This window comes from Kosakonia oryzendophytica, from assembly GCF_900094925.1.
GTDB classification, from domain to species: Bacteria; Pseudomonadota; Gammaproteobacteria; order Enterobacterales; family Enterobacteriaceae; genus Kosakonia; species Kosakonia oryzendophytica.
Genome location: NZ_FMAY01000002.1, coordinates 474,914 through 496,035, shown reverse-complemented (window position 1 = coordinate 496,035; position 21,122 = coordinate 474,914). Strand labels below are relative to the sequence as shown.

General features: G+C 55.3%; 15 protein-coding genes and 1 riboswitch. Of the genes, 11 read left to right on the top strand and 4 right to left on the bottom strand.

What is annotated here, in order from left to right; genetic code table 11:
- Positions 1–118 precede the first annotated feature (118 nt).
- Entirely contained in the window at positions 119–271 is a 153-nt protein-coding gene (gene sgrT, locus GA0061071_RS05510) for a glucose uptake inhibitor SgrT (RefSeq protein WP_071890731.1), read from the bottom strand.
- Between the two features lie 88 nt (positions 272–359).
- On the opposite strand from sgrT, the gene sgrR reads away from it, so the two are divergent.
- The 4 genes from sgrR to thiQ all read left to right on the top strand — a co-directional run bounded on the left by sgrR (position 360) and on the right by thiQ (position 5,437).
- Positions 360–2,015 carry an HTH-type transcriptional regulator SgrR gene (gene sgrR / locus GA0061071_RS05505; RefSeq protein ID WP_061497731.1) on the top strand — a complete coding sequence of 552 codons (1,656 nt, stop codon included), beginning with the start codon at positions 360–362 and terminating at the stop codon, positions 2,013–2,015.
- Between the two features lie 36 nt (positions 2,016–2,051).
- Positions 2,052–2,152: riboswitch (TPP riboswitch) on the top strand.
- A gap of 30 nt (positions 2,153–2,182) precedes the next feature.
- Positions 2,183–3,166 carry a thiamine ABC transporter substrate binding subunit gene (thiB, locus tag GA0061071_RS05500; protein WP_061497739.1) on the top strand — a complete coding sequence of 328 codons (984 nt, stop codon included), beginning with the start codon at positions 2,183–2,185 and terminating at the stop codon, positions 3,164–3,166.
- Positions 3,142–4,752: a thiamine/thiamine pyrophosphate ABC transporter permease ThiP gene (gene thiP, locus GA0061071_RS05495; protein ID WP_061497742.1), complete on the top strand. Its 1,611-nt coding sequence runs from the start codon at positions 3,142–3,144 to the stop codon at positions 4,750–4,752. The genes thiB and thiP overlap by 25 nt, the downstream gene beginning before the upstream one ends.
- Entirely contained in the window at positions 4,736–5,437 is a 702-nt protein-coding gene (gene thiQ / locus GA0061071_RS05490) for a thiamine ABC transporter ATP-binding protein ThiQ (protein ID WP_088237378.1), read from the top strand. The genes thiP and thiQ overlap by 17 nt, the downstream gene beginning before the upstream one ends.
- On the opposite strand, the gene GA0061071_RS05485 is transcribed toward thiQ, so the two are convergent.
- The gene (locus GA0061071_RS05485; RefSeq protein ID WP_088237377.1) at positions 5,431–6,201 is read right to left on the bottom strand and encodes a DedA family protein; all 771 of its coding nucleotides are present in this window, start codon (positions 6,199–6,201) and stop codon (positions 5,431–5,433) included. The two genes, thiQ and GA0061071_RS05485, sit on opposite strands and share 7 nt — an antisense overlap.
- Positions 6,202–6,329: 128 nt before the next feature.
- Complete coding sequence (araC, locus tag GA0061071_RS05480; RefSeq protein ID WP_061497747.1) at positions 6,330–7,175, bottom strand: arabinose operon transcriptional regulator AraC; 846 nt, start codon at positions 7,173–7,175, stop codon at positions 6,330–6,332.
- A 335-nt stretch (positions 7,176–7,510) separates the two neighbouring features.
- Between araC and araB the strand changes: the two genes are divergently transcribed.
- The 6 genes from araB to rluA all read left to right on the top strand — a co-directional run bounded on the left by araB (position 7,511) and on the right by rluA (position 17,659).
- A complete protein-coding gene (gene araB / locus GA0061071_RS05475; protein WP_061497749.1) occupies positions 7,511–9,202 on the top strand; it encodes a ribulokinase in 1,692 nt (563 codons plus the stop codon).
- 10 nt (positions 9,203–9,212) lie between these two features.
- Positions 9,213–10,715 (top strand): L-arabinose isomerase, encoded by a 1,503-nt coding sequence (gene araA, locus GA0061071_RS05470; protein WP_061497751.1) that lies wholly within the window; start codon positions 9,213–9,215, stop codon positions 10,713–10,715.
- Positions 10,716–10,815: 100 nt separating this feature from the next.
- Positions 10,816–11,511 carry an L-ribulose-5-phosphate 4-epimerase gene (araD, locus tag GA0061071_RS05465; protein ID WP_088237376.1) on the top strand — a complete coding sequence of 232 codons (696 nt, stop codon included), beginning with the start codon at positions 10,816–10,818 and terminating at the stop codon, positions 11,509–11,511.
- Positions 11,512–11,584: 73 nt separating this feature from the next.
- Positions 11,585–13,942: a DNA polymerase II gene (gene polB, locus GA0061071_RS05460; RefSeq protein ID WP_088237375.1), complete on the top strand. Its 2,358-nt coding sequence runs from the start codon at positions 11,585–11,587 to the stop codon at positions 13,940–13,942.
- Between the two features lie 139 nt (positions 13,943–14,081).
- Entirely contained in the window at positions 14,082–16,988 is a 2,907-nt protein-coding gene (rapA, locus tag GA0061071_RS05455; protein ID WP_061497757.1) for an RNA polymerase-associated protein RapA, read from the top strand.
- 11 nt (positions 16,989–16,999) lie between these two features.
- A complete protein-coding gene (rluA, locus tag GA0061071_RS05450; RefSeq protein WP_088237374.1) occupies positions 17,000–17,659 on the top strand; it encodes a bifunctional tRNA pseudouridine(32) synthase/23S rRNA pseudouridine(746) synthase RluA in 660 nt (219 codons plus the stop codon).
- 40 nt (positions 17,660–17,699) lie between these two features.
- Here rluA and djlA read toward each other — a convergent pair whose 3' ends face one another.
- Complete coding sequence (gene djlA / locus GA0061071_RS05445) at positions 17,700–18,521, bottom strand: co-chaperone DjlA (protein ID WP_061497762.1); 822 nt, start codon at positions 18,519–18,521, stop codon at positions 17,700–17,702.
- Positions 18,522–18,718: 197 nt separating this feature from the next.
- On the opposite strand from djlA, the gene lptD reads away from it, so the two are divergent.
- Entirely contained in the window at positions 18,719–21,115 is a 2,397-nt protein-coding gene (gene lptD, locus GA0061071_RS05440) for an LPS assembly protein LptD (RefSeq protein WP_088237373.1), read from the top strand.
- Positions 21,116–21,122 lie beyond the last annotated feature (7 nt).

Here is a 21,122-nt window from a genome sequence, read left to right as displayed (position 1 = left end):
AATTCCTTGTCAAAGGCGAAAAAAGCGTTGAAATAATAAATGAAAAAAGCCAGCAAAAAAGATTTTGCTGGCGCAGGTGATTAGCACCTAATACTCAGTCACACATGATGGCCGCGAATCAGCCTTTCCGGATCGGCGTTGTCACGTCCCACTGCATCAATTCTTCCAGCATTTTCAGGCGCAGCCTTGCGCTCTGACAGGCGAGCCAGCATGCATCCTGCGTGGCGAGAAAATAGTCCAGATAAAATCGCCGTGTGGATGATCCTTTCATAATCACCTCCTCGCTTTCATCACGGAGAATTATTGGCTTAATATAGGGATTAATAAATTGCTGAGTTTCTGTCAGGAGTTCCCCTTTTATGTCGTCCGGTCGCCTGCAACAACAGTTCATCCGTCTGTGGCAATGCTGCGATGGAAAATCCCAGGAAACAACGCTCAATGAGCTGGCGGATCTGCTCAGCTGCTCGCGGCGCCACATGCGTACGCTGCTGAATACCATGCAGCAACGCGGGTGGCTAACGTGGGATGCGGAAGCCGGACGCGGCAAACGATCGCGCCTGACTTTCCTCTATACCGGCCTTGCGCTGCAACAGCAGCGCGCCGAAGACCTGCTGGAGCAGGATCGTATCGATCAGCTTGTGCAACTGGTGGGGGATAAAACCGCCGTTCGTCAGATGCTGGTCTCTCATCTCGGTCGCAGCTTCCGTAGCGGTCGACATATCCTGCGCGTGCTCTATTACCGGCCACTGCGCAACCTGCTGCCCGGAACGGCTTTGCGGCGTTCTGAAACCCACATGGCGCGGCAAATTTTCAGTGCACTGACGCGTATAAATGAGGAAAATGGGGAACTGGAAGCGGATATTGCCCACCATTGGACGTTAATATCACCTCTGCACTGGCGCTTTTATTTACGCCCCGGCATCCATTTTCATCACGGCCGTGAATTAGATATGAGCGATGTGATTGCCTCGCTCCAGCGTGCAACCGCGCTGCCGCTTTACTCCCACATTCGCGAAGTGCTCTCACCCACGCCGTGGACGCTGGATATTCATCTCACGCAACCGGATAACTGGCTCCCCTGGTTAATGGGTTACGTCCCGTCGATGATCCTGCCGCGTGAGTGGAACACGCTGGGCAATTTTGCCAGTCAGCCGATTGGCACCGGTCCTTACGCCGTCACGCGGAATACCAGCAATCAGTTAAAGATCCATGCTTTTGACGATTACTTCGGCTTTCGCGCCCTGATTGATGAGGTCAACGTCTGGGTTTTACCGGACCTGGCCGATGAACCGACCAACGGCCTGACACTGGAGGGACCGACCGACGGCGAAAAAGCCGTGGAAAGCCGCCTCGAAGAGGGCTGCTACTATCTGCTGTTCGACGCCCGTTCCAGCCGTGGCGCCAACCCTGAAGTCAGAGAATGGGTCAGCAAGATTCTCTCGCCGACCAATCTGTTGTGGCATGCCAACGAACAATACCAACGTTACTGGTTCCCGGCATATGGCCTGCTGCCACGCTGGCATCATGCGCGCCCCGGCAGTGGAGAGAAACCCGCAGGACTGGAAACCCTGACGTTGACGTTTTATCGCGAACATAATGAACACGAAGCCCTCTCCCGCACCATGAGTACCTTACTGGCGCAGCAAGGTGTGAAGCTGATCGTTCAGGAAGTGGATTACGAGGAGTGGCACCGCGGTGATGCCGACAGCGATATCTGGCTCAACAGCGCCAACTTTACCCTGCCGCTGGATTTCTCGGTGTTTGCTAACCTGTATGAGGTCCCGTTAGTACAACACTGTATTCAGCGTGACTGGCAGGCGGATGCCGCACAGTGGCGCAAAGGGGAAATGAATCTTGCCGTCTGGTCGCAGCAACTGCTGGCCAGCAAAGCCATTGTGCCGCTTATTCATCACTGGTTAATGATCCAGGGCCAGCGTTCCATGCGCGGTCTGCGTATGAACACCTTAGGCTGGTTCGATTTTAAATCCGCCTGGTTTGCGCCACCGGATCCATAAGGCTTTCGCATTTTTTACCAAATCATTACAATAGCGGCGTTCTCAACGGGGTGCTGCGCCACAGGCGCGTGCTGAGAAAATACCCGTCGAACCTGATCCGGATAACGCCGGCGAAGGGATTTGAGGCTATTACTCAAAATCCTTTGCCACCCATTTTGAGGTGCAAAGTGTTAAAAAAATCATTGCCATTCCTGCTGCTGATCGCAGCGCCTGTTTTTGCCAAACCTGTATTGACCGTCTACACCTACGACTCATTCGCTGCCGAGTGGGGACCGGGTCCTGCGGTCAAAAAAGCCTTTGAAGCCGACTGTAACTGTGAACTGAAATTCGTGACGCTGGAAGATGGCGTTTCGCTGCTTAACCGCCTGCGCATGGAAGGTAAAAACAGCAAAGCCGACGTGGTGCTGGGGCTGGATAATAACCTGCTGGAAGCCGCAACGCAGACAAACCTGTTCGCCAAAAGCGGCGTATCCACTGATGCGATCAGCGTCCCTGGCGGCTGGAAGAACGAAACATTTGTCCCGTTTGACTATGGCTGGTTCGCCTTTGTTTACGATAAAAATAAGCTGAAAAACCCACCGAAAAGCCTGAAAGAGCTGGTCGAAAGCGATCAAAAATGGCGCGTGATTTACGAAGATCCCCGCACCAGTACGCCTGGTCTGGGTCTGCTGTTGTGGATGCAAAAAGTCTATGGCGACAAAGCCCCGGAAGCCTGGCAGAAACTGGCGGCGAAAACGGTCACCGTCACCAAAGGCTGGAGCGAAGCCTACGGTCTGTTTTTGAAAGGGGAAAGCGACCTGGTGCTGAGCTACACCACCTCGCCGGCTTACCATCTGATCGAAGAGAAAAAAGATAACTATGCGGCGGCGAATTTCAGCGAAGGTCACTATTTGCAGGTAGAAGTTGCCGCACGCACCACCGCCAGCAAACAGCCTGAACTGGCCGGGAAGTTCCTCAAATTTATGGTTTCGCCCTCTTTCCAGAACACCATTCCCACGGGCAACTGGATGTATCCGGTGAGCAATGTCACGCTACCTGCCGGTTTTGAAACGCTGGTGAAACCACAAACCTCTCTCGAATATAGCCCGCAGGATGTCGCTGCACAGCGCGCGGGCTGGATTAATACATGGCAACGCGCCGTCAGCCGCTAATTGCAGGCTGGCTGCTCCCCGGTGTCACCGCCGCCACCCTCCTGGTGGTGGTGGCGCTGGCAGCATTTTTCGCACTCTGGCAAAACGCACCGGCGACTGAACTTATCGCTTTCCTGCGGGACAGCTACTTGTGGCATGTGGTGCGTTTTTCCTTCTGGCAGGCATTTCTCTCCGCCCTGTTTTCGGTCGTCCCGGCGATTTTCCTTGCCCGCGCGCTCTACCGACGCCGCTTTCCTGGCCGACTCGCACTGCTGCGCCTGTGCGCAATGACGCTGATCCTGCCGGTACTGGTCGCCGTGTTCGGTATCCTCAGCGTGTATGGTCGCCAGGGCTGGCTTGCCGCACTCTGCCACACGCTTGGGCTGGAATGGACCTTCTCGCCGTATGGTTTGCAGGGCATTTTATTAGCCCATATTTTCTTTAACCTGCCGATGGCGTCGCGTTTGTTGCTGCAGTCGCTGGAACAAATCCCCGGTGAGCAGCGGCAACTGGCAGCACAACTGGGCATGCGCGGCTGGTCCTTTTTCCGCTTTGTGGAATGGCCATGGCTGCGCCGCCAGATCCCGGCGGTTGCCGCGCTGATTTTTATGCTCTGTTTCGCCAGTTTTGCCACGGTGTTGTCGCTGGGCGGTGGTCCGCAGGCGACCACCATTGAGCTGGCTATCTATCAGGCATTAAGTTTCGACTTTGATCCTTCCCGTGCCGCGATGCTGGCGCTGATCCAGATGGTCTGCTGCTTGGGTCTCGTGCTGCTCAGTCAACGCTTGAGCAAAGCGATTGCCGTCGGAAGCCATCAGATCCAGGGCTGGCGTAACCCGGAAGATCGGCTGTTTAGCCGGATAACCGATATCACCCTGATCGTCCTGGCGCTGTTGCTGCTTCTCCCTCCGTTACTGGCGGTGATTGTTGATGGCTTCAACCTGAGCTTACTCAGAGTGCTGTCTGAACCGGTACTGTGGCAGGCGGTGTGGACCTCCCTGCGCATTGCGCTGGCTGCAGGGATAGTGTGTGTTGTGCTGACCATGATGTTGCTGTGGAGCAGCCGCGAGCTACGCGCACGTGAGCGGCGGCTCGCCGGGCAAGCCATGGAGTTGAGCGGGATGCTGATTCTGGCAATGCCGGGGATCGTCCTGGCGACCGGCTTCTTTTTGCTGTTCAACAGCAGCATTGGCGTCCCCACTTCTGCCGATGGCATCGTTATCTTCACCAACGCGCTGATGGCGATCCCTTACGCGCTGAAAGTGCTGGAAAACCCAATGCGTGATGTGACAGCGCGTTATAGCGTACTATGTCAATCGCTGGGCATGCAGGGTTTACAGCGCCTGAGGGTGGTAGAACTGTCAGCGCTGAAACGCCCGCTGGCGCAGGCGCTGGCCTTTGCCTGCGTGCTCTCCATTGGTGATTTTGGCGTTGTGGCGCTGTTTGGCAATGACGACTTTCGTACCTTACCGTTTTATCTGTATCAGCAAATCGGCGCTTACCGCAGCCAGGATGGTGCCGTCACCGCACTGCTTTTGCTGCTGCTCTGTTTTGCACTCTTCACCGTAATTGAAAAACTTCCGGGCCGCCATGCTAAGACTGATTGATGTCACCTGGCTTTACCAGCATCTGCCGATGCGCTTCACGCTCTCCGTCGAACGGGAGGAGCACATCGCTATTCTCGGCCCCAGCGGTGCCGGGAAAAGTACGTTACTGAATCTGATTGCCGGGTTTCTGACCCCGGCCAGCGGCACGTTGATGATAGAGGGCATCACGCACACGTCGACGCCGCCATCACAGCGCCCGGTATCCATGCTGTTTCAGGAAAATAACCTGTTTACCCACCTGACCGTGCGCCAGAACATCGGTCTGGGGCTTAACCCGGGGCTGAAACTGAATCACAATCAACAGGAGAAACTGGCCACGATTGCCGCCACAATGGGACTGGAGACACTGCTGGATCGACTGCCAGATCAGCTCTCCGGCGGCCAGCGTCAGCGCGTGGCGCTTGCCCGTTGCCTGGTGCGCGAACAACCGCTGCTGCTGTTGGATGAACCCTTCTCTGCCCTCGATCCGGCGCTACGTCAGGAGATGCTGGCTTTGGTGCAGGACGTGTGCCGTCGTCAGCAATTAACGCTACTGATGGTCTCGCACAGTGTTGAGGACGCTGTGCGCATTGCTGAGCGTTCGCTGGTTGTTGCAGATGGGCGTATCGCCTGGGATGGGAAGACCACCGACCTGCTGAGCGGCAAACCGGCGGTCTCTGCATTACTGGGCATTCACGGTCAGTAACCGCGGATCACTTTGCCCAGAATGTTGAGGTAAACCGGCATCAGCGGGTGTTCCATCAGCGTGAAAACAGCGATCGCCGCTGCGCCCATCATCCCCGGTCCCAGCCAGAGTAAACGCTGGCGCGGCAGGTATGGGGTTAAACGATCGATCCCGGCTTTACCCGAGCGCCACAGACGCCAGCACAGCCAGAACGCCAGCCAAAGCAGCAGTGCCGCCAGCAACAGCAACCATTTGAAATGGCCGCTTTGCATCTCCGCAGGAATATCGATTGCGGCCCCTGCCAGAATGCCGGGCAGGAAGTAAAAAGGGGGCCACAGCAGGCAACCGATAATGTTCGGCGGCAGGAATTTACTGACCGGCAGATCCAGCATACCCGCCACCATCGGCACCAGTGGGCGCGTCGGCCCGACAAAACGCCCCACCAGAATGGTGAACAGGCTGTGCTGATGCAGTGCGTGTTCGGTTTTATCGAGCAGCGCTTTGTTCTTTTTCATAAACGGCCAGCGGTGCAACGGGGTCTTGAAACGCCAGCCCAGCCAGTACGAGATCCAGTCGCCCAGCAGACAACCGACAATGCCCGCTAACCATGCCTGCCAGAAATTGACTTCGCCGCTGCCAATCAGCGCGCCCAGCGCCGCCATCATTACCGTGCCGGGCAGGATCAGCCCGACCAGCGCCAGCGACTCGAAAAAGGCCACCAGCGCAATCGCCGCCAGGGAGTATGTGGCGGATTGGGTAATAAAATGTTCCAGCAGTGCTTCCATAACCTGTCCTGTTCAGCAACGAAGGCCGGATTCTCCGGAGGAGAGCCGGAAGCGTCAAGCCTTCAATTATCTGAAAATTTTACAGGCTATATCCTTTTTCAGAACCTACCATTGCCAATCTTTACGAATTATTCACATCCTGCACGGAATTCGCTTGGGCTGGCTCCGGTGCATTTTTTAAACACCCGGGAAAAGTAGAGCTGATCATCAAACCCGACATTACGCCCGACGCTGGCAATCGGCATGCGCGTCGTGCTGAGCAATAGTTTCGCCTGACTGATGCGCTGATCCTCACGCCAACTCAGCACACTCACCCCGAGTTGCTGGCGAAACAGATGCGAAAGTCGCGAAGGCGACAGGCAGACATGCTGCGCAACGCCTGCAATATCAAAATGGTTATCAGCCAGATGATCGCTGATGTACTGGCAGGCATCGCGCACACGGTTATCCAGCGGCGGATGCAACGATTCGTTGATCGCTTCCATTCTGCGCAACAGCAGTTGTTCCAACAGGTTGATCGCAAGATGCTCCGCATAGCGACCGGCGCTTTGCCCGGCATCGATAATTTGCGCGAAAAGCTCGCGAAAACGCGCCATATTCGGCTCATCCGGGCGGTAAAAACCGGTTTGGGCAAATAGCGTCGGCCAGCTTAACCATTCGTGCCAGTAGGCACGCGGGCGGAAGTAAACCCACTGGTGATACCATTCAGAGGCATCCGGATGACGACCATAATGGTGAATTTCTCCCGGCGGAAAGAGTAACATATCACCCGGGCGACAGATAAACTGTTTACCGTGGTTTTTCACAATCCCTTCACCGCGCACGGTGAGGTTCAGGATAAAGCCTTTCATCCCCAACGGACGATCGATAAAAAAATCGAGATAACCGCCCGCCTCTATGGGCGTCAAACCCGCCACCAAATGCGCATTAAACGAGTAGCCAGGCAGCAGTGGATCATTTTGTGATTCAGCCATAAACGCAATACTCCCGTGCTCGGCAAAGAAACCAATTGTCCATATTGATAATCCCTTCACTTCTCCGCCATCTGCGAACAAATGGTGTAAACCCGGTGATGACTTAATCCCGCCAGACAAAAGCGATTACGCCTTTTCGACGCCCTCACGCAGGGTTAAAAGGGATAACGAAAGTGTCTATAAAGGTGGCAGAAATGTCCACATCGAATTTTTGCACGGCGTCACACTTTGCGATGCCATAGCAATTTAGTCCATAAGATTAGCGGATCCTGCCTGACGGTTTTTGCCGCCGCTCACTATGTTTTTGCTAACGGTTATTCTTATGGAGCAACACAATGGCAATCACAATTGGCCTCGATTTCGGCAGCGATTCAGTACGTGCGCTGGCGGTAGACTGCACATCCGGGGCGGAGCTCGCCACCAGTGTGGAATGGTATCCACGCTGGCAGGAAGGGCGCTATTGCGACGCACCGCATAACCAGTTCCGTCACCACCCGCGGGATTACATTGAGTCGATGGAAGCCGCACTCAAAACAGTGCTGGCGGAATTAAGCGATGCTCAGCGAGCGGAAATCAAAGGCATTGGTGTGGACAGTACCGGTTCAACACCGGCACCCATTGATGCTGAAGGGCGTGTGCTGGCGCTGCGCCCCGAATTCGCCGACAACCCGAACGCCATGTTTGTGTTGTGGAAAGATCACACTGCCGTTGAAGAAGCAGAAGCGATCACCCGCTTGTGCCACACACCTGGTAGCACGGATTACTCCCGTTATATTGGCGGTATCTACTCCAGTGAGTGGTTCTGGGCAAAAATCCTGCACGTAACCCGCGCCGACAGTGCTGTCGCCCAGGCGGCTGCATCATGGATTGAGCTCTGCGACTGGGTTCCCGCCCTGCTCTCTGGCACCACACGTCCGGAAGCCATTCGTCGCGGCCGCTGCAGCGCCGGGCATAAATCCTTGTGGCATGAAAGTTGGGGTGGTCTGCCTCCGGCATCGTTCTTCGACGCGCTGGATCCCATCATCAATAAACATCTGGACTGGCCGCTGTTTCGCGAAACCTATACCGCAGACTTACCGGTCGGCACACTGACCGCTGAATGGGCGCAACGCCTCGGGCTTTCCGAATCCGTAGTGATCTCCGGCGGAGCGTTCGACTGTCATATGGGCGCCGTTGGTGCAGGAGCACAACCGAACACGCTGGTAAAAGTGATTGGTACGTCAACCTGCGACATTCTGATCGCCGACAAACAGAGCGTGGGCGATCGCGCAGTAAAAGGTATTTGCGGTCAGGTCGACGGCAGCGTGGTTCCACAGTTTATTGGTCTGGAAGCCGGGCAATCTGCCTTTGGCGATATTTACGCCTGGTTTGGTCGCATCCTTGGCTGGCCGTTGGAACAACTGGCGCTGCAGCATCCGGAACTGAAAACGCACATCAAAGCCAGCCAGAAACAGCTTCTGCCCGCACTGACTGACGCATGGGTGAAAAATCCTTCTCTTGAACATCTGCCGGTGGTGCTCGACTGGTTTAACGGTCGGCGCACACCTAATGCCAACCAACGCCTGAAAGGCGTCATTACTGACCTCAATCTGGGTACCGATGCGCCTGCGCTATTTGGTGGCCTGATTGCCGCAACCGCCTTTGGCGCGCGCGCCATTATGGAGTGCTTTACCGAACAGGGGATCGCCGTTGACAACGTCATGGCGCTGGGCGGCATTGCACGCAAAAACATCGGCGTAATGCAAGCCTGCTGCGACGTGCTCAACCGTCCGCTTCAGGTGGTTGCTTCCGAGCAATGTTGCGCATTGGGCGCGGCAATCTTTGCGGCCGTAGCGGCGGAAGTCCATGCGGATATCCCGTCGGCACAGCAGAAGATGGCCAGCGCTGTCGAAAAAACCCTGCAGCCTTCACCGCAGGCGCAACAGTTTGAACAGCTCTATCGTCGCTATCAGCAGTGGGCGAAGAGCGCCGAACAGCACTATCTCCCTTCAGCCGCGACAGTCTCGCAGGCCGCTTTAACTCATTAAGGACAAGATCATGACTATTTTCGACAATTATGAAGTGTGGTTCGTCATCGGCAGCCAGCACCTGTACGGGCCGGAAGCCCTGAAACAGGTGACGAAGCATGCCGAACAGGTGGTCAACGCCCTCAATGCCGAAGCGAAATTACCCTGTAAGCTGGTGCTGAAACCGCTGGGAACCTCGCCTGATGAGATCACTGCCATTTGCCGCGACGCTAACTACGACGACAAATGCGCCGGGATGGTGGTGTGGCTGCATACCTTCTCTCCGGCCAAAATGTGGATCAACGGCCTGGCCATCCTCAACAAACCGCTGTTGCAATTCCACACCCAGTTCAACGCTTCCCTGCCGTGGGACAGCATTGATATGGACTTTATGAACCTTAACCAGACCGCGCACGGCGGCCGCGAGTTCGGCTTTATTGGTGCGCGTATGCGTCTGCAACACAGCGTTGTGACTGGCCACTGGCAGGACAAACACGCCCATACGCGTATCGGCGCATGGATGCGTCAGGCCGTATCCAAACAGGATACCCGTCATCTGAAAGTGGTGCGTTTCGGCGATAACATGCGCGAAGTGGCGGTGACCGAGGGCGATAAAGTCGCGGCACAAATCAAGTTCGGCTTTTCAGTCAATACCTGGGGCGTGGGTGATTTGGTGCAGGTGGTTAACGCCGTCAGCGATGGTGATATTAACGCGCTGGTGGATGAGTACGAAGGCAGCTATCGCCTGACCCCGGCGGCACAGGTTCATGGCGATAAACGTCAGAACGTCCTGGATGCTGCCCGTATTGAACTGGGGATGAAACGCTTTCTTGAAGAGGGCGGCTTCCATGCCTTCACCACCACGTTTGAAGATCTGCATGGCCTGAAACAGTTACCGGGTCTGGCGGTACAGCGTCTGATGCAACAAGGTTACGGTTTTGCTGGCGAGGGCGACTGGAAGACCGCTGCGCTGTTGCGCATCATGAAAGTGATGTCCGGCGGGCTGGCAGGCGGTACCTCCTTTATGGAGGATTACACCTATCACTTCGAAAATGGCAACGACATGGTGCTGGGCTCCCACATGCTGGAAGTCTGCCCAAGCATCGCCACTCATGAAAAACCGATCCTTGATGTGCAATATCTTGGTATCGGCGGCAAAGCCGATCCGGCACGTCTGATCTTCTCTACCCAAACCGGCCCGGCGATTAACGCCAGCCTGATCGATCTGGGGGATCGTTTCCGCCTGTTGGTGAACTGCGTGGACGCGGTGAAAACTCCGCATGATCTGCCGAAACTGCCGGTCGCTAACGCATTGTGGAAAGCGCAGCCGGACCTGCCTACCGCATCGGAAGCCTGGATCCTCGCCGGTGGTGCGCACCATACCGTCTTTAGTCAGGCGCTAACCCTCGATGATATGCGCCAGTTCAGCGAACTGAACGATATTGAGCTGACCGTCATCGATAACGATACCCGCCTGCCGGCATTTAAAGATGCCCTGCGCTGGAACGAAGTTTATTACGGTTCAAAACGTTAAATCTTCGCGCTTACGCCCGGTGACGCTTCATTCACCGGGCTGACAAACCCGCAGGCCGGATAGGCGCAGCGCCATCCGGTAATGTTTTCAGGAGAGGAGTATGCTCGAAGATCTCAAACGTCAGGTGCTGGAAGCCAACCTGGCGCTGCCAAAACATAACCTGGTCACCCTAACCTGGGGCAACGTCAGCGCCGTCGAGCGCGACAAAGGCGTGCTGGTGATTAAACCCTCTGGCGTTGATTACAGCGTGATGACCGCCAATGATATGGTGGTGGTCGACATCACCACCGGAGAAGTGGTCGAGGGGCAGAAAAAACCGTCATCGGACACGCCCACCCACCGCTTGCTGTATCAGGCTTTCCCGACAATTGGCGGCATTGTGCACACCCATTCGCGGCATGCCACCATCTGGTCGCAGGCGGGTCAACCGATCCCGGCGACCGGTACCACGCATGCTGACTACTTCTATGGTGAAATCCCCTGCACGCGCAAGATGACCGATGAAGAGATTAACGGCGAATACGAGTGGGAAACCGGCAATGTGATCGTCGAAACCTTTGAAAGGAAAGGGATCGATCCGGCGCAAATGCCCGGTGTGCTGGTGCATTCACATGGGCCGTTTGCGTGGGGCAAAAATGCCAACGATGCCGTGCATAACGCCATCGTGCTGGAAGAAGTGGCCTACATGGGCATTTTCTGCCGTCAGCTCGAACCCCGCCTGCCGCCGATGCAGCAGACCCTGCTGGATAAGCACTATCTGCGCAAACATGGCGCCAAAGCCTATTACGGGCAATAACTGTATAAAACCACAGCTTATCACACCGAACCAGGCTATAATCTTGCCTGGTTTTGTTTTATGAGAGAACGCTGTGGCGCAAGCGCGAGAAGGCTTTTTATTAACCCGACACTGGCGGGATACCCCCGGCGGCACCGAGGTGGAGTTCTGGCTGGCGACAGACAGCGGCCCGCTGCGCGTGGTCTTGCCGCCGCAGGAATCGGTCGCGTTTATTCCCGCCGCCCATGTGGAAAAAGCCAAACTCCTGCTGCGCAGTGAAAACCACTGGCGCTTAACGCCCCTGACTCTGTCGGACTTCCACCGTCAACCCGTATATGGCCTCTACTGCCGTGGCCATCGCCAGCTCATGCGTATCGAAAAAGCGCTGCGCGAGGGCGGCGTCACCGTGTATGAAGCCGATGTGCGCCCGCCTGAACGCTTTCTGATGGAACGCTTTATTACCGCGCCAGTGTGGGCCGATGGCGAGAGTCAGGGAACGGCGCTGGTCAATGCACGCCTTAAACCCAACCCGCACTACCGCCCGACGCTGAAATGGGTCTCGCTGGATATCGAAACCAGCCGCCATGGCGAGCTTTATTGCATCGGCCTTGAAGGCTGTGGGCAGCGCACGGTCTATATGCTCGGACCAGAGAATGGCAACCCAAAGCAGGTGGATTTCGATCTGGAGTATGTCGCCAGTCGCCCGCAATTGCTGGAAAAGCTTAATGCCTGGTTTGCTCAACACGATCCGGATGTGATCATCGGCTGGAACCTGGTGCAGTTCGATCTGCGGGTTTTGCAAAAAAGCGCTGAACGTTATCGTGTCCCGTTGACGCTTGGCCGTCAGGGCAGCGAACTGGAGTGGCGAGAACACGGCTTTAAAAATGGCGTCTTCTTTGCACAGGCCACCGGCCGGTTGATTATCGACGGTATTGAAGCGCTGAAGTCCGCCTTCTGGAATTTCTCGTCTTTCTCCCTGGAAGCCGTATCGCAGGAACTGCTCGGTGAAGGGAAAGCCATTGATAACCCGTGGGATCGGATGGATGAAATCGATCGACGCTTTGCCGAAGACAAACCCGCGCTCGCCATCTACAACCTGAAAGATTGCGAGCTGGTCACGCGCATTTTCCATAAAACCGAGATCATGCCATTTCTGTTGGAACGTGCGACAGTCAACGGCTTGCCAGTTGACCGACATGGTGGTTCAGTCGCCGCATTTAGCCACCTCTATTTTCCCCGTATGCACCGCGCAGGTTTTGTGGCACCCAACCTTGGCGAGGTGCCGCCGCAGGCCAGTCCCGGCGGCTATGTGATGGATTCACGTCCCGGACTGTATGACTCGGTACTAGTGCTCGATTATAAGAGCCTGTACCCCTCGATTATCCGCACTTTTCTGATTGATCCTGTCGGCCTGGTCGAAGGCATGGCGCATCCGGATAACGTCCACAGCACAGAGGGCTTTCTGGGTGCCTGGTTCTCGCGAGAGAAACACTGCCTGCCGGAAATCGTCGGGCAAATATGGCGCGGGCGGGACGACGCCAAACGCCAGGGCAACAAGCCGCTCTCACAAGCGCTGAAAATCATTATGAATGCCTTTTATGGCGTACTCGGCACCAGCGCCTGTCGTTTCTTCGATCCTCGCCTGGCCTCGTCGATCACCATGCGCGGCCATGCGATCATGCGTCAGACCAAAGCGCTGATCGAAGAACAGGGTTATGACGTGATTTATGGCGACACGGACTCGACCTTTGTCTGGCTCAAAAAACCGCACAGCGAGGAAGAAGCCGCGCGCATTGGTAACTCGCTGGTTGAACAGGTAAATACATGGTGGGCTGAGCATCTGCGAGCACAGGGATTGGAGAGCGCGCTGGAACTGGAGTTTGAAACCCATTTTTGTCGTTTTTTAATGCCGACGATTCGCGGCACCGAACTGGGCAGTAAAAAACGTTATGCCGGTTTGATTCAGGAAGGCGACAACCAGCGCATGGTGTTTAAAGGACTGGAAACCGTGCGCACCGACTGGACCCCGCTGGCGCAACAATTCCAGCAAAGCCTTTACCTGCGCATTTTTCGTCATGAGCCTTATCAGGATTATGTGCGCGAAACCATCGCCAGCCTGATGGCGGGCGAACTGGATGCACAACTGGTCTATCGCAAACGCCTGCGCCGAGCGCTGAAGGATTATGAACGCAACGTACCGCCGCATGTTCGCGCCGCCAGGCTGGCGGATGAAGAAAACCGTAAACGCGGCCGTCCTGCGCAGTATCAGAACCGAGGCACCATCCATTATGTCTGGACCACCAGCGGCCCTGAGCCAGTGGACTATCAGCATTCGCCGCTGGATTACGATCACTATCTCAGTAAACAACTTCAACCGGTTGCGGAAGGAATTCTCCCTTTCATTGACGACGATTTTGCTACACTACTGACAGGGCAACTGGGATTATTTTAAAGCCACACAATTCAGTCTATACGAACGTGGTGTCATCCAGTACCATAGCGCCCTTCCTGTTCCTGGACCCAAATTTATGCCCGCCTGCCCTAAGGCGGTGACGAACTATTGCCTGAAATTTGAGATATAGAGTTCATTTATGCCCTTTACACTTGGTCAACGCTGGATTAGCGACACGGAAAGCGAACTCGGACTTGGTACAGTCGTCGCAATGGATGCGCGCACGGTCACTCTGCTGTTCCCTGCCACAGGTGAGAACCGTTTGTACGCACGCAGCGACTCGCCGGTTACCCGTGTGATGTTTAACCCCGGCGATACGGTAACCAGTCACGAAGGCTGGCAACTCGCGGTTGAAGAGGTAAAAGAAGAAAACGGTCTGCTCGCCTATACCGGTACCCGCCTGGATACGCAAGAGAACAACATCGTCCTGCGTGAAGTGCTGCTCGACAGTAAACTGGTATTCAGCAAACCGCAGGATCGCCTGTTTGCCGGGCAAGTCGATCGCATGGATCGTTTTGCTTTACGTTTTCGCGCCCGTAAATACCAAAGTGAACAGTACCGCATGCCGTGGAGCGGCCTGCGTGGTCAGCGTACCAACCTGATCCCACACCAGTTACATATCGCCCACGACGTGGGTCGCCGCCATGCGCCGCGCGTGCTGTTAGCGGACGAAGTGGGCCTTGGGAAAACCATCGAAGCCGGGATGATCCTGCATCAACAGTTGCTCTCCGGCGCGGCCGAGCGCGTATTGATCGTGGTGCCGGAAACCCTGCAACATCAGTGGCTGGTGGAGATGCTGCGCCGGTTTAACCTGCGTTTCTCACTGTTTGATGATGAGCGTTACGCTGAAGCGCAGCATGATGCGGACAACCCGTTTGAAACTGAACAACTGGTGATCTGCTCGCTGGATTTCGTACGCCGTAACAAACAGCGCCTGGCGCATCTGTGTGAGGCTGAGTGGGATCTGTTAGTCGTCGACGAAGCCCACCATCTGGTGTGGAGTGAAAACGAGCCGGGTCGGGAATATCTGGCGATTGAGCAACTGGCTGAACGCGTACCGGGCATTCTGCTGCTGACCGCCACGCCGGAACAGTTAGGGATGGAAAGCCACTTCGCGCGTCTGCGTTTGCTGGATCCAAACCGTTTTCACGACTTTGCCCAATTTGTTGAAGAGCAAAAAAATTACCGCCCGGTTGCTGATGCTGTCGCGCTGCTGCTGGCGGGTGATCACCTGAATAATGATGAACTCAATACGCTGGGCGATCTGATTGGCGAACAGGATATTGAGCCGTTACTGCAGACGGCCAACAGCGATCGTGAGGGTGCGGCCGCTGCTCGCCAGGAATTGATCACCATGTTGATGGATCGCCATGGCACCAGCCGTGTGCTGTTCCGTAACACCCGTAATGGCGTAAAAGGTTTCCCGAAACGCGAACTGCACACGGTGAAACTGCCGTTGCCAACGCAGTACCAGACTGCAATTAAAGTCTCCGGCATTATGGGCGCGCGTAAAAGCCAGGAAGAGCGTGCTCGCGATATGCTCTATCCGGAGCAGATTTATCAAGAGTTTGAAGGGGATAGCGGCACATGGTGGAACTTTGATCCCCGTGTCGAGTGGCTGATGGGCTATTTAACCAGTCACCGCTCGCAGAAAGTGCTCGTGATCTGCGCCAAAGCGGCAACCGCCTTGCAACTGGAGCAGGTTCTGCGCGAACGCGAAGGCATCCGTGCGGCGGTTTTCCATGAAGGAATGTCCATTATCGAACGCGACCGCGCAGCGGCCTGGTTTGGTGAAGAAGACAGCGGCGCACAGGTGCTGCTCTGTTCCGAAATCGGTTCTGAAGGCCGTAACTTCCAGTTTGCCAGCCATCTCGTGATGTTCGATCTGCCGTTTAACCCGGATCTGCTGGAACAACGTATTGGGCGTTTGGATCGTATTGGTCAGGCGCACGACATTCAAATCCATGTTCCTTATCTGGAAAAAACCGCACAGTCCGTGCTGGTGCGCTGGTATCACGAAGGGTTGGATGCGTTCGAGCACACCTGCCCGACTGGCCGCGCCATCTATGATAGCGTGCACGGCCAGCTCATTAATTACCTTGCTGCACCGGAGAACACCGACGGCTTTGAAGCGCTGATCGCATCCTGCCGCGAGCAGCACGATGCGCTGAAAGCACAGCTGGAACAGGGCCGCGACCGCCTGCTGGAGATCCACTCTAACGGCGGCGAAAAAGCGCAGGCGCTGGCGGAGAGCATCGCCGAACAGGACGATGACACGGCGCTGATCAGCTTTGCGATGAACCTGTTCGATATCATTGGCATCAACCAGGACGATCGCGGTGAAAACATGATCGTCCTGACGCCATCAGACCATATGCTGGTGCCGGATTTCCCGGGCCTGCCGGAAGACGGTTGCACCATCACGTTTGAGCGTGATGTGGCCCTCTCTCGCGAAGATGCGCAATTTATTACCTGGGAACACCCGCTTATCCGCAACGGTCTGGATCTGATCCTCTCAGGCGATACCGGTAGCAGCACCCTGTCGCTGTTGAAAAACAAAGCCCTGCCGGTCGGTACACTGTTGCTGGAACTGATTTATGTTGTGGAAGCGCAAGCGCCGAAGCAGTTGCAGCTTAACCGCTTCCTGCCGCCAACGCCTATCCGCCTGCTGGTGGATAAAAACGGCACTAACCTGGCGGCGCAGGTGGAATTCGAAAGCTTTAACCGTCAACTCAGCGCGGTTAATCGCCATACGGCCAGCAAGTTGATCAACGCCGTACAGCAGGACGTGCATACCATCCTGCAAAAAGGTGAAGCGCAGGTGGAAGCGGCCGCACGTGAACTGATCGACGCAGCGCGCAGCGAAGCCGACGAAAAATTGTCTGCGGAACTTTCACGCCTGGAAGCGCTGAAAGCGGTCAACCCGAACATTCGCGATGACGAACTGGCTGCCATCGAAAGCAACCGCCAGCACGTTATGGAAAGCCTGTCGCAAGCGGGATGGCGCCTGGATGCGCTGCGATTAATCGTTGTGACGCATCAGTAACGGAGCCGACCATGATGATGGAGCCCTACAATCCGCCGCAAGAACCCTGGCTGATCATTCTTTATCAGGATGAGCATATTATGGTCGTCAACAAGCCCAGCGGCTTGTTGTCGGTCCCGGGGCGTCTGGACGAGCATAAAGACAGCGTGATGACACGTATTCAGCGCGACTTCCCGCAGGCTGAATCCGTGCATCGTCTGGATATGGCGACCAGCGGTGTGATTGTGGTGGCGCTCACCAAAGCCGCAGAGCGTGAGTTAAAACGTCAGTTCCGCGAGCGCGAGCCGAAAAAACAGTATCTGGCGCGTGTATGGGGCCACCCCGAAAACGTGGAAGGTCTGGTAGATCTGCCGCTGATTTGCGACTGGCCGAATCGCCCGAAACAAAAGGTCTGTTATGAAACCGGCAAAACGGCGCAGACCGAATATGAAGTGCTGAGTACGGATGAGGATGGAACGGCACGCGTGCGTCTGAAGCCGATCACCGGTCGTTCGCATCAGTTGCGTGTGCATATGCTGGCGCTGGGACACCCCATCCTTGGCGATCGTTTTTATGCTCCACCGGAAGCGCTGGCGATGGCACCGCGTTTACTGCTGCATGCAGAAACACTGACCATCACCCACCCGGCGTTCGGCAACAGTATGACCTTTAAAGCCCCGGCCGATTTCTGAATCTTCCCCCCGGCCTGACGACGGTCGGGGGTTCTCACGCTTACCTGAAGCCCTTCTGCTCGCGGATAAGCTCGTACGCTTTCTGTATTTCTTGCGCTTTTTGCTTCGCCATTTCCATCATCTCTGGCGGTAAACCTTTCGCCACCAGTTTGTCCGGATGGTGTTCGCCCATTAATTTACGGTAAGCACGCTTGATGGTGGTGGCATCGTCAGACACTTTAACCCCCAGCACATTACAGGCATCTTCCAGAGTAGGCCCGCGCCGCGCCTGCTGCCAACCGCCGCCCGTCTGTTGTTGCTGATGATGGTAACCGCCACCAAACTGCGCCCCACCCTGCATCATGCGCAGGAACTGGTCGAACTGCATGCGCGAGATGCCAAGTTCTTCAGCAATCACGTACAGTACATCCCGTTCGCTGGGGTGCAACGTGCCATCGGCAAAGGCGGCCTGGATTTGAATTTCCAGAAACATCCTAATCAAATCAAAGCGCCCGAAACAGATGCTGCGGAACTGACGCATTTTGTCCCGTAGCGGGTAATTATCCGCTTTGCCGACGCGAAAAGCCTGCTGCGCCGCCGTACGCGATTCGCCATGCAGGTTCATCCGATCCATAAACAAGCTGGCTACCTGAATGTCGGCTTCGGTGACACGGCCTTTCGATTTGGTCAGATGCCCCATCACTTCAAAGGTAGTGGCAAAAAAGAGCGACTGACGTTCACGTTGATTAGCAAACCACGCCATTTTCCGGCTGCGGGCTTTATCAAACATATGCCCGATAATGAGTCCCAGAATCGCGCCCCAAAAGCCGCCGCCCACGAAAAGGGCAATGACCACACCAACCACTTTTCCCCAATACTGCATATACTCCCCAAATCGTCATGCCGTCGGCTAAAATTTGCTTTATCATACCCGTCATTCTATGCCGTGCACAGGCACAGTCTTCTCTGACCTGGCTCGAACGCGGGCAGGATTAACACTAGCGTTGCAAAGGTGAGTAAGTTAGTCTCTGACCGTTTGCCAGCGTAAAGCCACAGATGACGGAACAACAAATACAACGTATGAAAAAACGTATCCCCACCCTCCTGGCCACCATGATTGGCTCTGCTCTCTATAGCCAGCAGGGGTTGGCAGCCGATCTTGCCTCGCAGTGTATGCTTGGCGTTCCCAGCTACAACCGCCCACTGGTGCAGGGCGACACCAACAACTTACCGGTGACCATCAACGCCGATGATGCGAAGGGCAACTACCCGGACAATGCCGTTTTCAGCGGCAATGTGGATGTGAATCAGGGTAATAGCCGCTTACAGGCGGATGAAGTCCAGCTTCATCAACAGCAGGCGGAAGGTCAGGCGGATCCGGTACGCACAGTGGATGCACTGGGTAATGTGCACTATGACGACAACCAGGTCATCCTGAAAGGTCCTAAAGCCTGGGCGAATTTAAATACGAAAGATACTAACGTCTGGGAAGGTGACTACCAAATGGTGGGACGTCAGGGGCGCGGCACCGCCGACCTGATGAAACAGCGTGGGGAAAACCGCTACACCATTCTGGAAAATGGTTCTTTTACCTCCTGTCTGCCAGGTTCCAATACCTGGAGCGTAGTGGGTACTGAAGTGATCCATGACCGCGAAGAACAGGTCGCTGAAATCTGGAATGCGCGCTTTAAGCTGGGGCCGGTTCCGGTGTTCTACAGTCCCTATCTGCAATTGCCGGTCGGCGATAAACGCCGTTCAGGTTTCCTGATCCCGAACGCCAAGTACAGCACCAACAACTCCTTCGAGTTTTATCTGCCGTACTACTGGAACATTGCACCAAACTTTGATGCCACAATTACCCCGCACTATATGCATAAACGCGGCGGCGTACAGTGGCAAAACGAATTCCGTTATCTGACGCAAGCCGGTGCTGGTTTAATCGAATTTGACTACCTGCCGTCGGATAAAGTGTATCAGGATGAGTACCCTACCGAAGGCGATCGCCATCGCTGGCTATTTTACTGGCAACATGCCGGGGTAATGGATCAGGTATGGCGTTTTAACGTTGACTACACCAAAGTCAGCGATGCCAGCTATTTTAACGACTTCTCGTCCAAATACGGTTCCAGCACCGACGGTTACGCCACGCAGAAATTCAGCGTCGGCTACGCGGTGGAAAACTTTGACGCCACGGTTTCCACCAAACAGTTCCAGATCTTTAACCGCCAGAACAGCAACTCTTATTCCGCACAACCGCAATTGGATGTGAACTGGTACCAGAACGATCTGGGGCCATTCGATGCGCATATTTATGGCCAGGCCGTAAACTTCGTTAGCTCCAACTCCAATCGTCCTGAAGCGACGCGTGTTCACCTGGAGCCGACATTAAGCCTGCCGGTATCAAACGAGTGGAGCAGTCTGAATACCGAAGTCAAAATGCTGGCGACTCACTACCAGCAGAGCAATCTTGACTCCTATCGCTCATATGCTCAGCAGCTTTACAGCAATGATGCCAGCAGTTCAAACCTGACAACGCTGGAGTCAGCAAATAAATTAAAAGACTCCGTTAATCGCGTGATACCGCAGTTCAAAATGGACGGCAAAATGGTTTTCGAGCGCGATATGAACTGGGCGGAAGGCTATACCCAAACGCTGGAGCCACGTGCCCAGTATCTCTACGTTCCGTATCGCGATCAGAGCCATATCAACAACTACGACTCGACGCTGCTGCAATCTGACTATAGCGGTCTGTTCCGCGATCGTACTTACAGCGGCCTCGACCGTATCGCATCCGCGAACCAGGTCACTACCGGCGTCACATCCCGCATTTATGATGATGCGGCAGTTGAACGTTTTAACGTTTCTGTTGGTCAAATCTACTATTTCACCGAGTCCCGTACCGGTGATGACAACATTAACTGGGAGAAAGATAACAAAACGGGTTCGCTGGTGTGGGCGGGAGACACGTACTGGCGCATCTCCGATCGCTGGGGTCTGCGCGGCGGGGTGCAGTATGACACTCGTCTGAACAACATCGCGAACAGCAGCACCTCGCTGGAATATCGCCGTGATGAAGACCGTATGGTGCAACTGAGCTACCGTTACGCCAGCCCGGAATACATTCAGGCAACACTGCCAAGTTATGCGTCAGTGGCGCAATACAAAGACGGTATTTCGCAGGTGGGTATGGCAGCAAGCTGGCCGATCGTAGACCGTTGGTCTGTCGTCGGCGCTTACTATTACGATACTAATACCCGTAAACCGGCCGATCAGATGTTAGGTTTACAGTATAACTCCTGCTGTTATGCCATTCGCGTTGGCTATGAACGCAAAATTAACGGCTGGCAAAATGACCAAAGCAAGTATGACAACGGCATCGGTTTCAACATTGAGCTGCGCGGCTTGAGTTCCAACTACGGTTTGGGCACGCAACAAATGCTGCGTTCAAACATTCTGCCGTACCGTAGTTCAATGTGATCTGTTT

Bases quoted from the DNA above. Each gene is read 5' to 3' on its own strand.
- sgrT (WP_071890731.1), bottom strand. From the start codon at position 271: ATGAAAGGATCATCCACACGGCGATTTTATCTGGACTATTTTCTCGCC.
- sgrR (WP_061497731.1), top strand. From the start codon at position 360: ATGTCGTCCGGTCGCCTGCAACAACAGTTCATCCGTCTGTGGCAATGC.
- thiP (WP_061497742.1), top strand. From the start codon at position 3,142: ATGGCAACGCGCCGTCAGCCGCTAATTGCAGGCTGGCTGCTCCCCGGT.
- thiQ (WP_088237378.1), top strand. From the start codon at position 4,736: ATGCTAAGACTGATTGATGTCACCTGGCTTTACCAGCATCTGCCGATG.
- GA0061071_RS05485 (WP_088237377.1), bottom strand. From the start codon at position 6,201: ATGGAAGCACTGCTGGAACATTTTATTACCCAATCCGCCACATACTCC.
- araC (WP_061497747.1), bottom strand. From the start codon at position 7,175: ATGGCTGAATCACAAAATGATCCACTGCTGCCTGGCTACTCGTTTAAT.
- araB (WP_061497749.1), top strand. From the start codon at position 7,511: ATGGCAATCACAATTGGCCTCGATTTCGGCAGCGATTCAGTACGTGCG.
- araA (WP_061497751.1), top strand. From the start codon at position 9,213: ATGACTATTTTCGACAATTATGAAGTGTGGTTCGTCATCGGCAGCCAG.
- araD (WP_088237376.1), top strand. From the start codon at position 10,816: ATGCTCGAAGATCTCAAACGTCAGGTGCTGGAAGCCAACCTGGCGCTG.
- rapA (WP_061497757.1), top strand. From the start codon at position 14,082: ATGCCCTTTACACTTGGTCAACGCTGGATTAGCGACACGGAAAGCGAA.
- rluA (WP_088237374.1), top strand. From the start codon at position 17,000: ATGATGATGGAGCCCTACAATCCGCCGCAAGAACCCTGGCTGATCATT.
- djlA (WP_061497762.1), bottom strand. From the start codon at position 18,521: ATGCAGTATTGGGGAAAAGTGGTTGGTGTGGTCATTGCCCTTTTCGTG.
- lptD (WP_088237373.1), top strand. From the start codon at position 18,719: ATGAAAAAACGTATCCCCACCCTCCTGGCCACCATGATTGGCTCTGCT.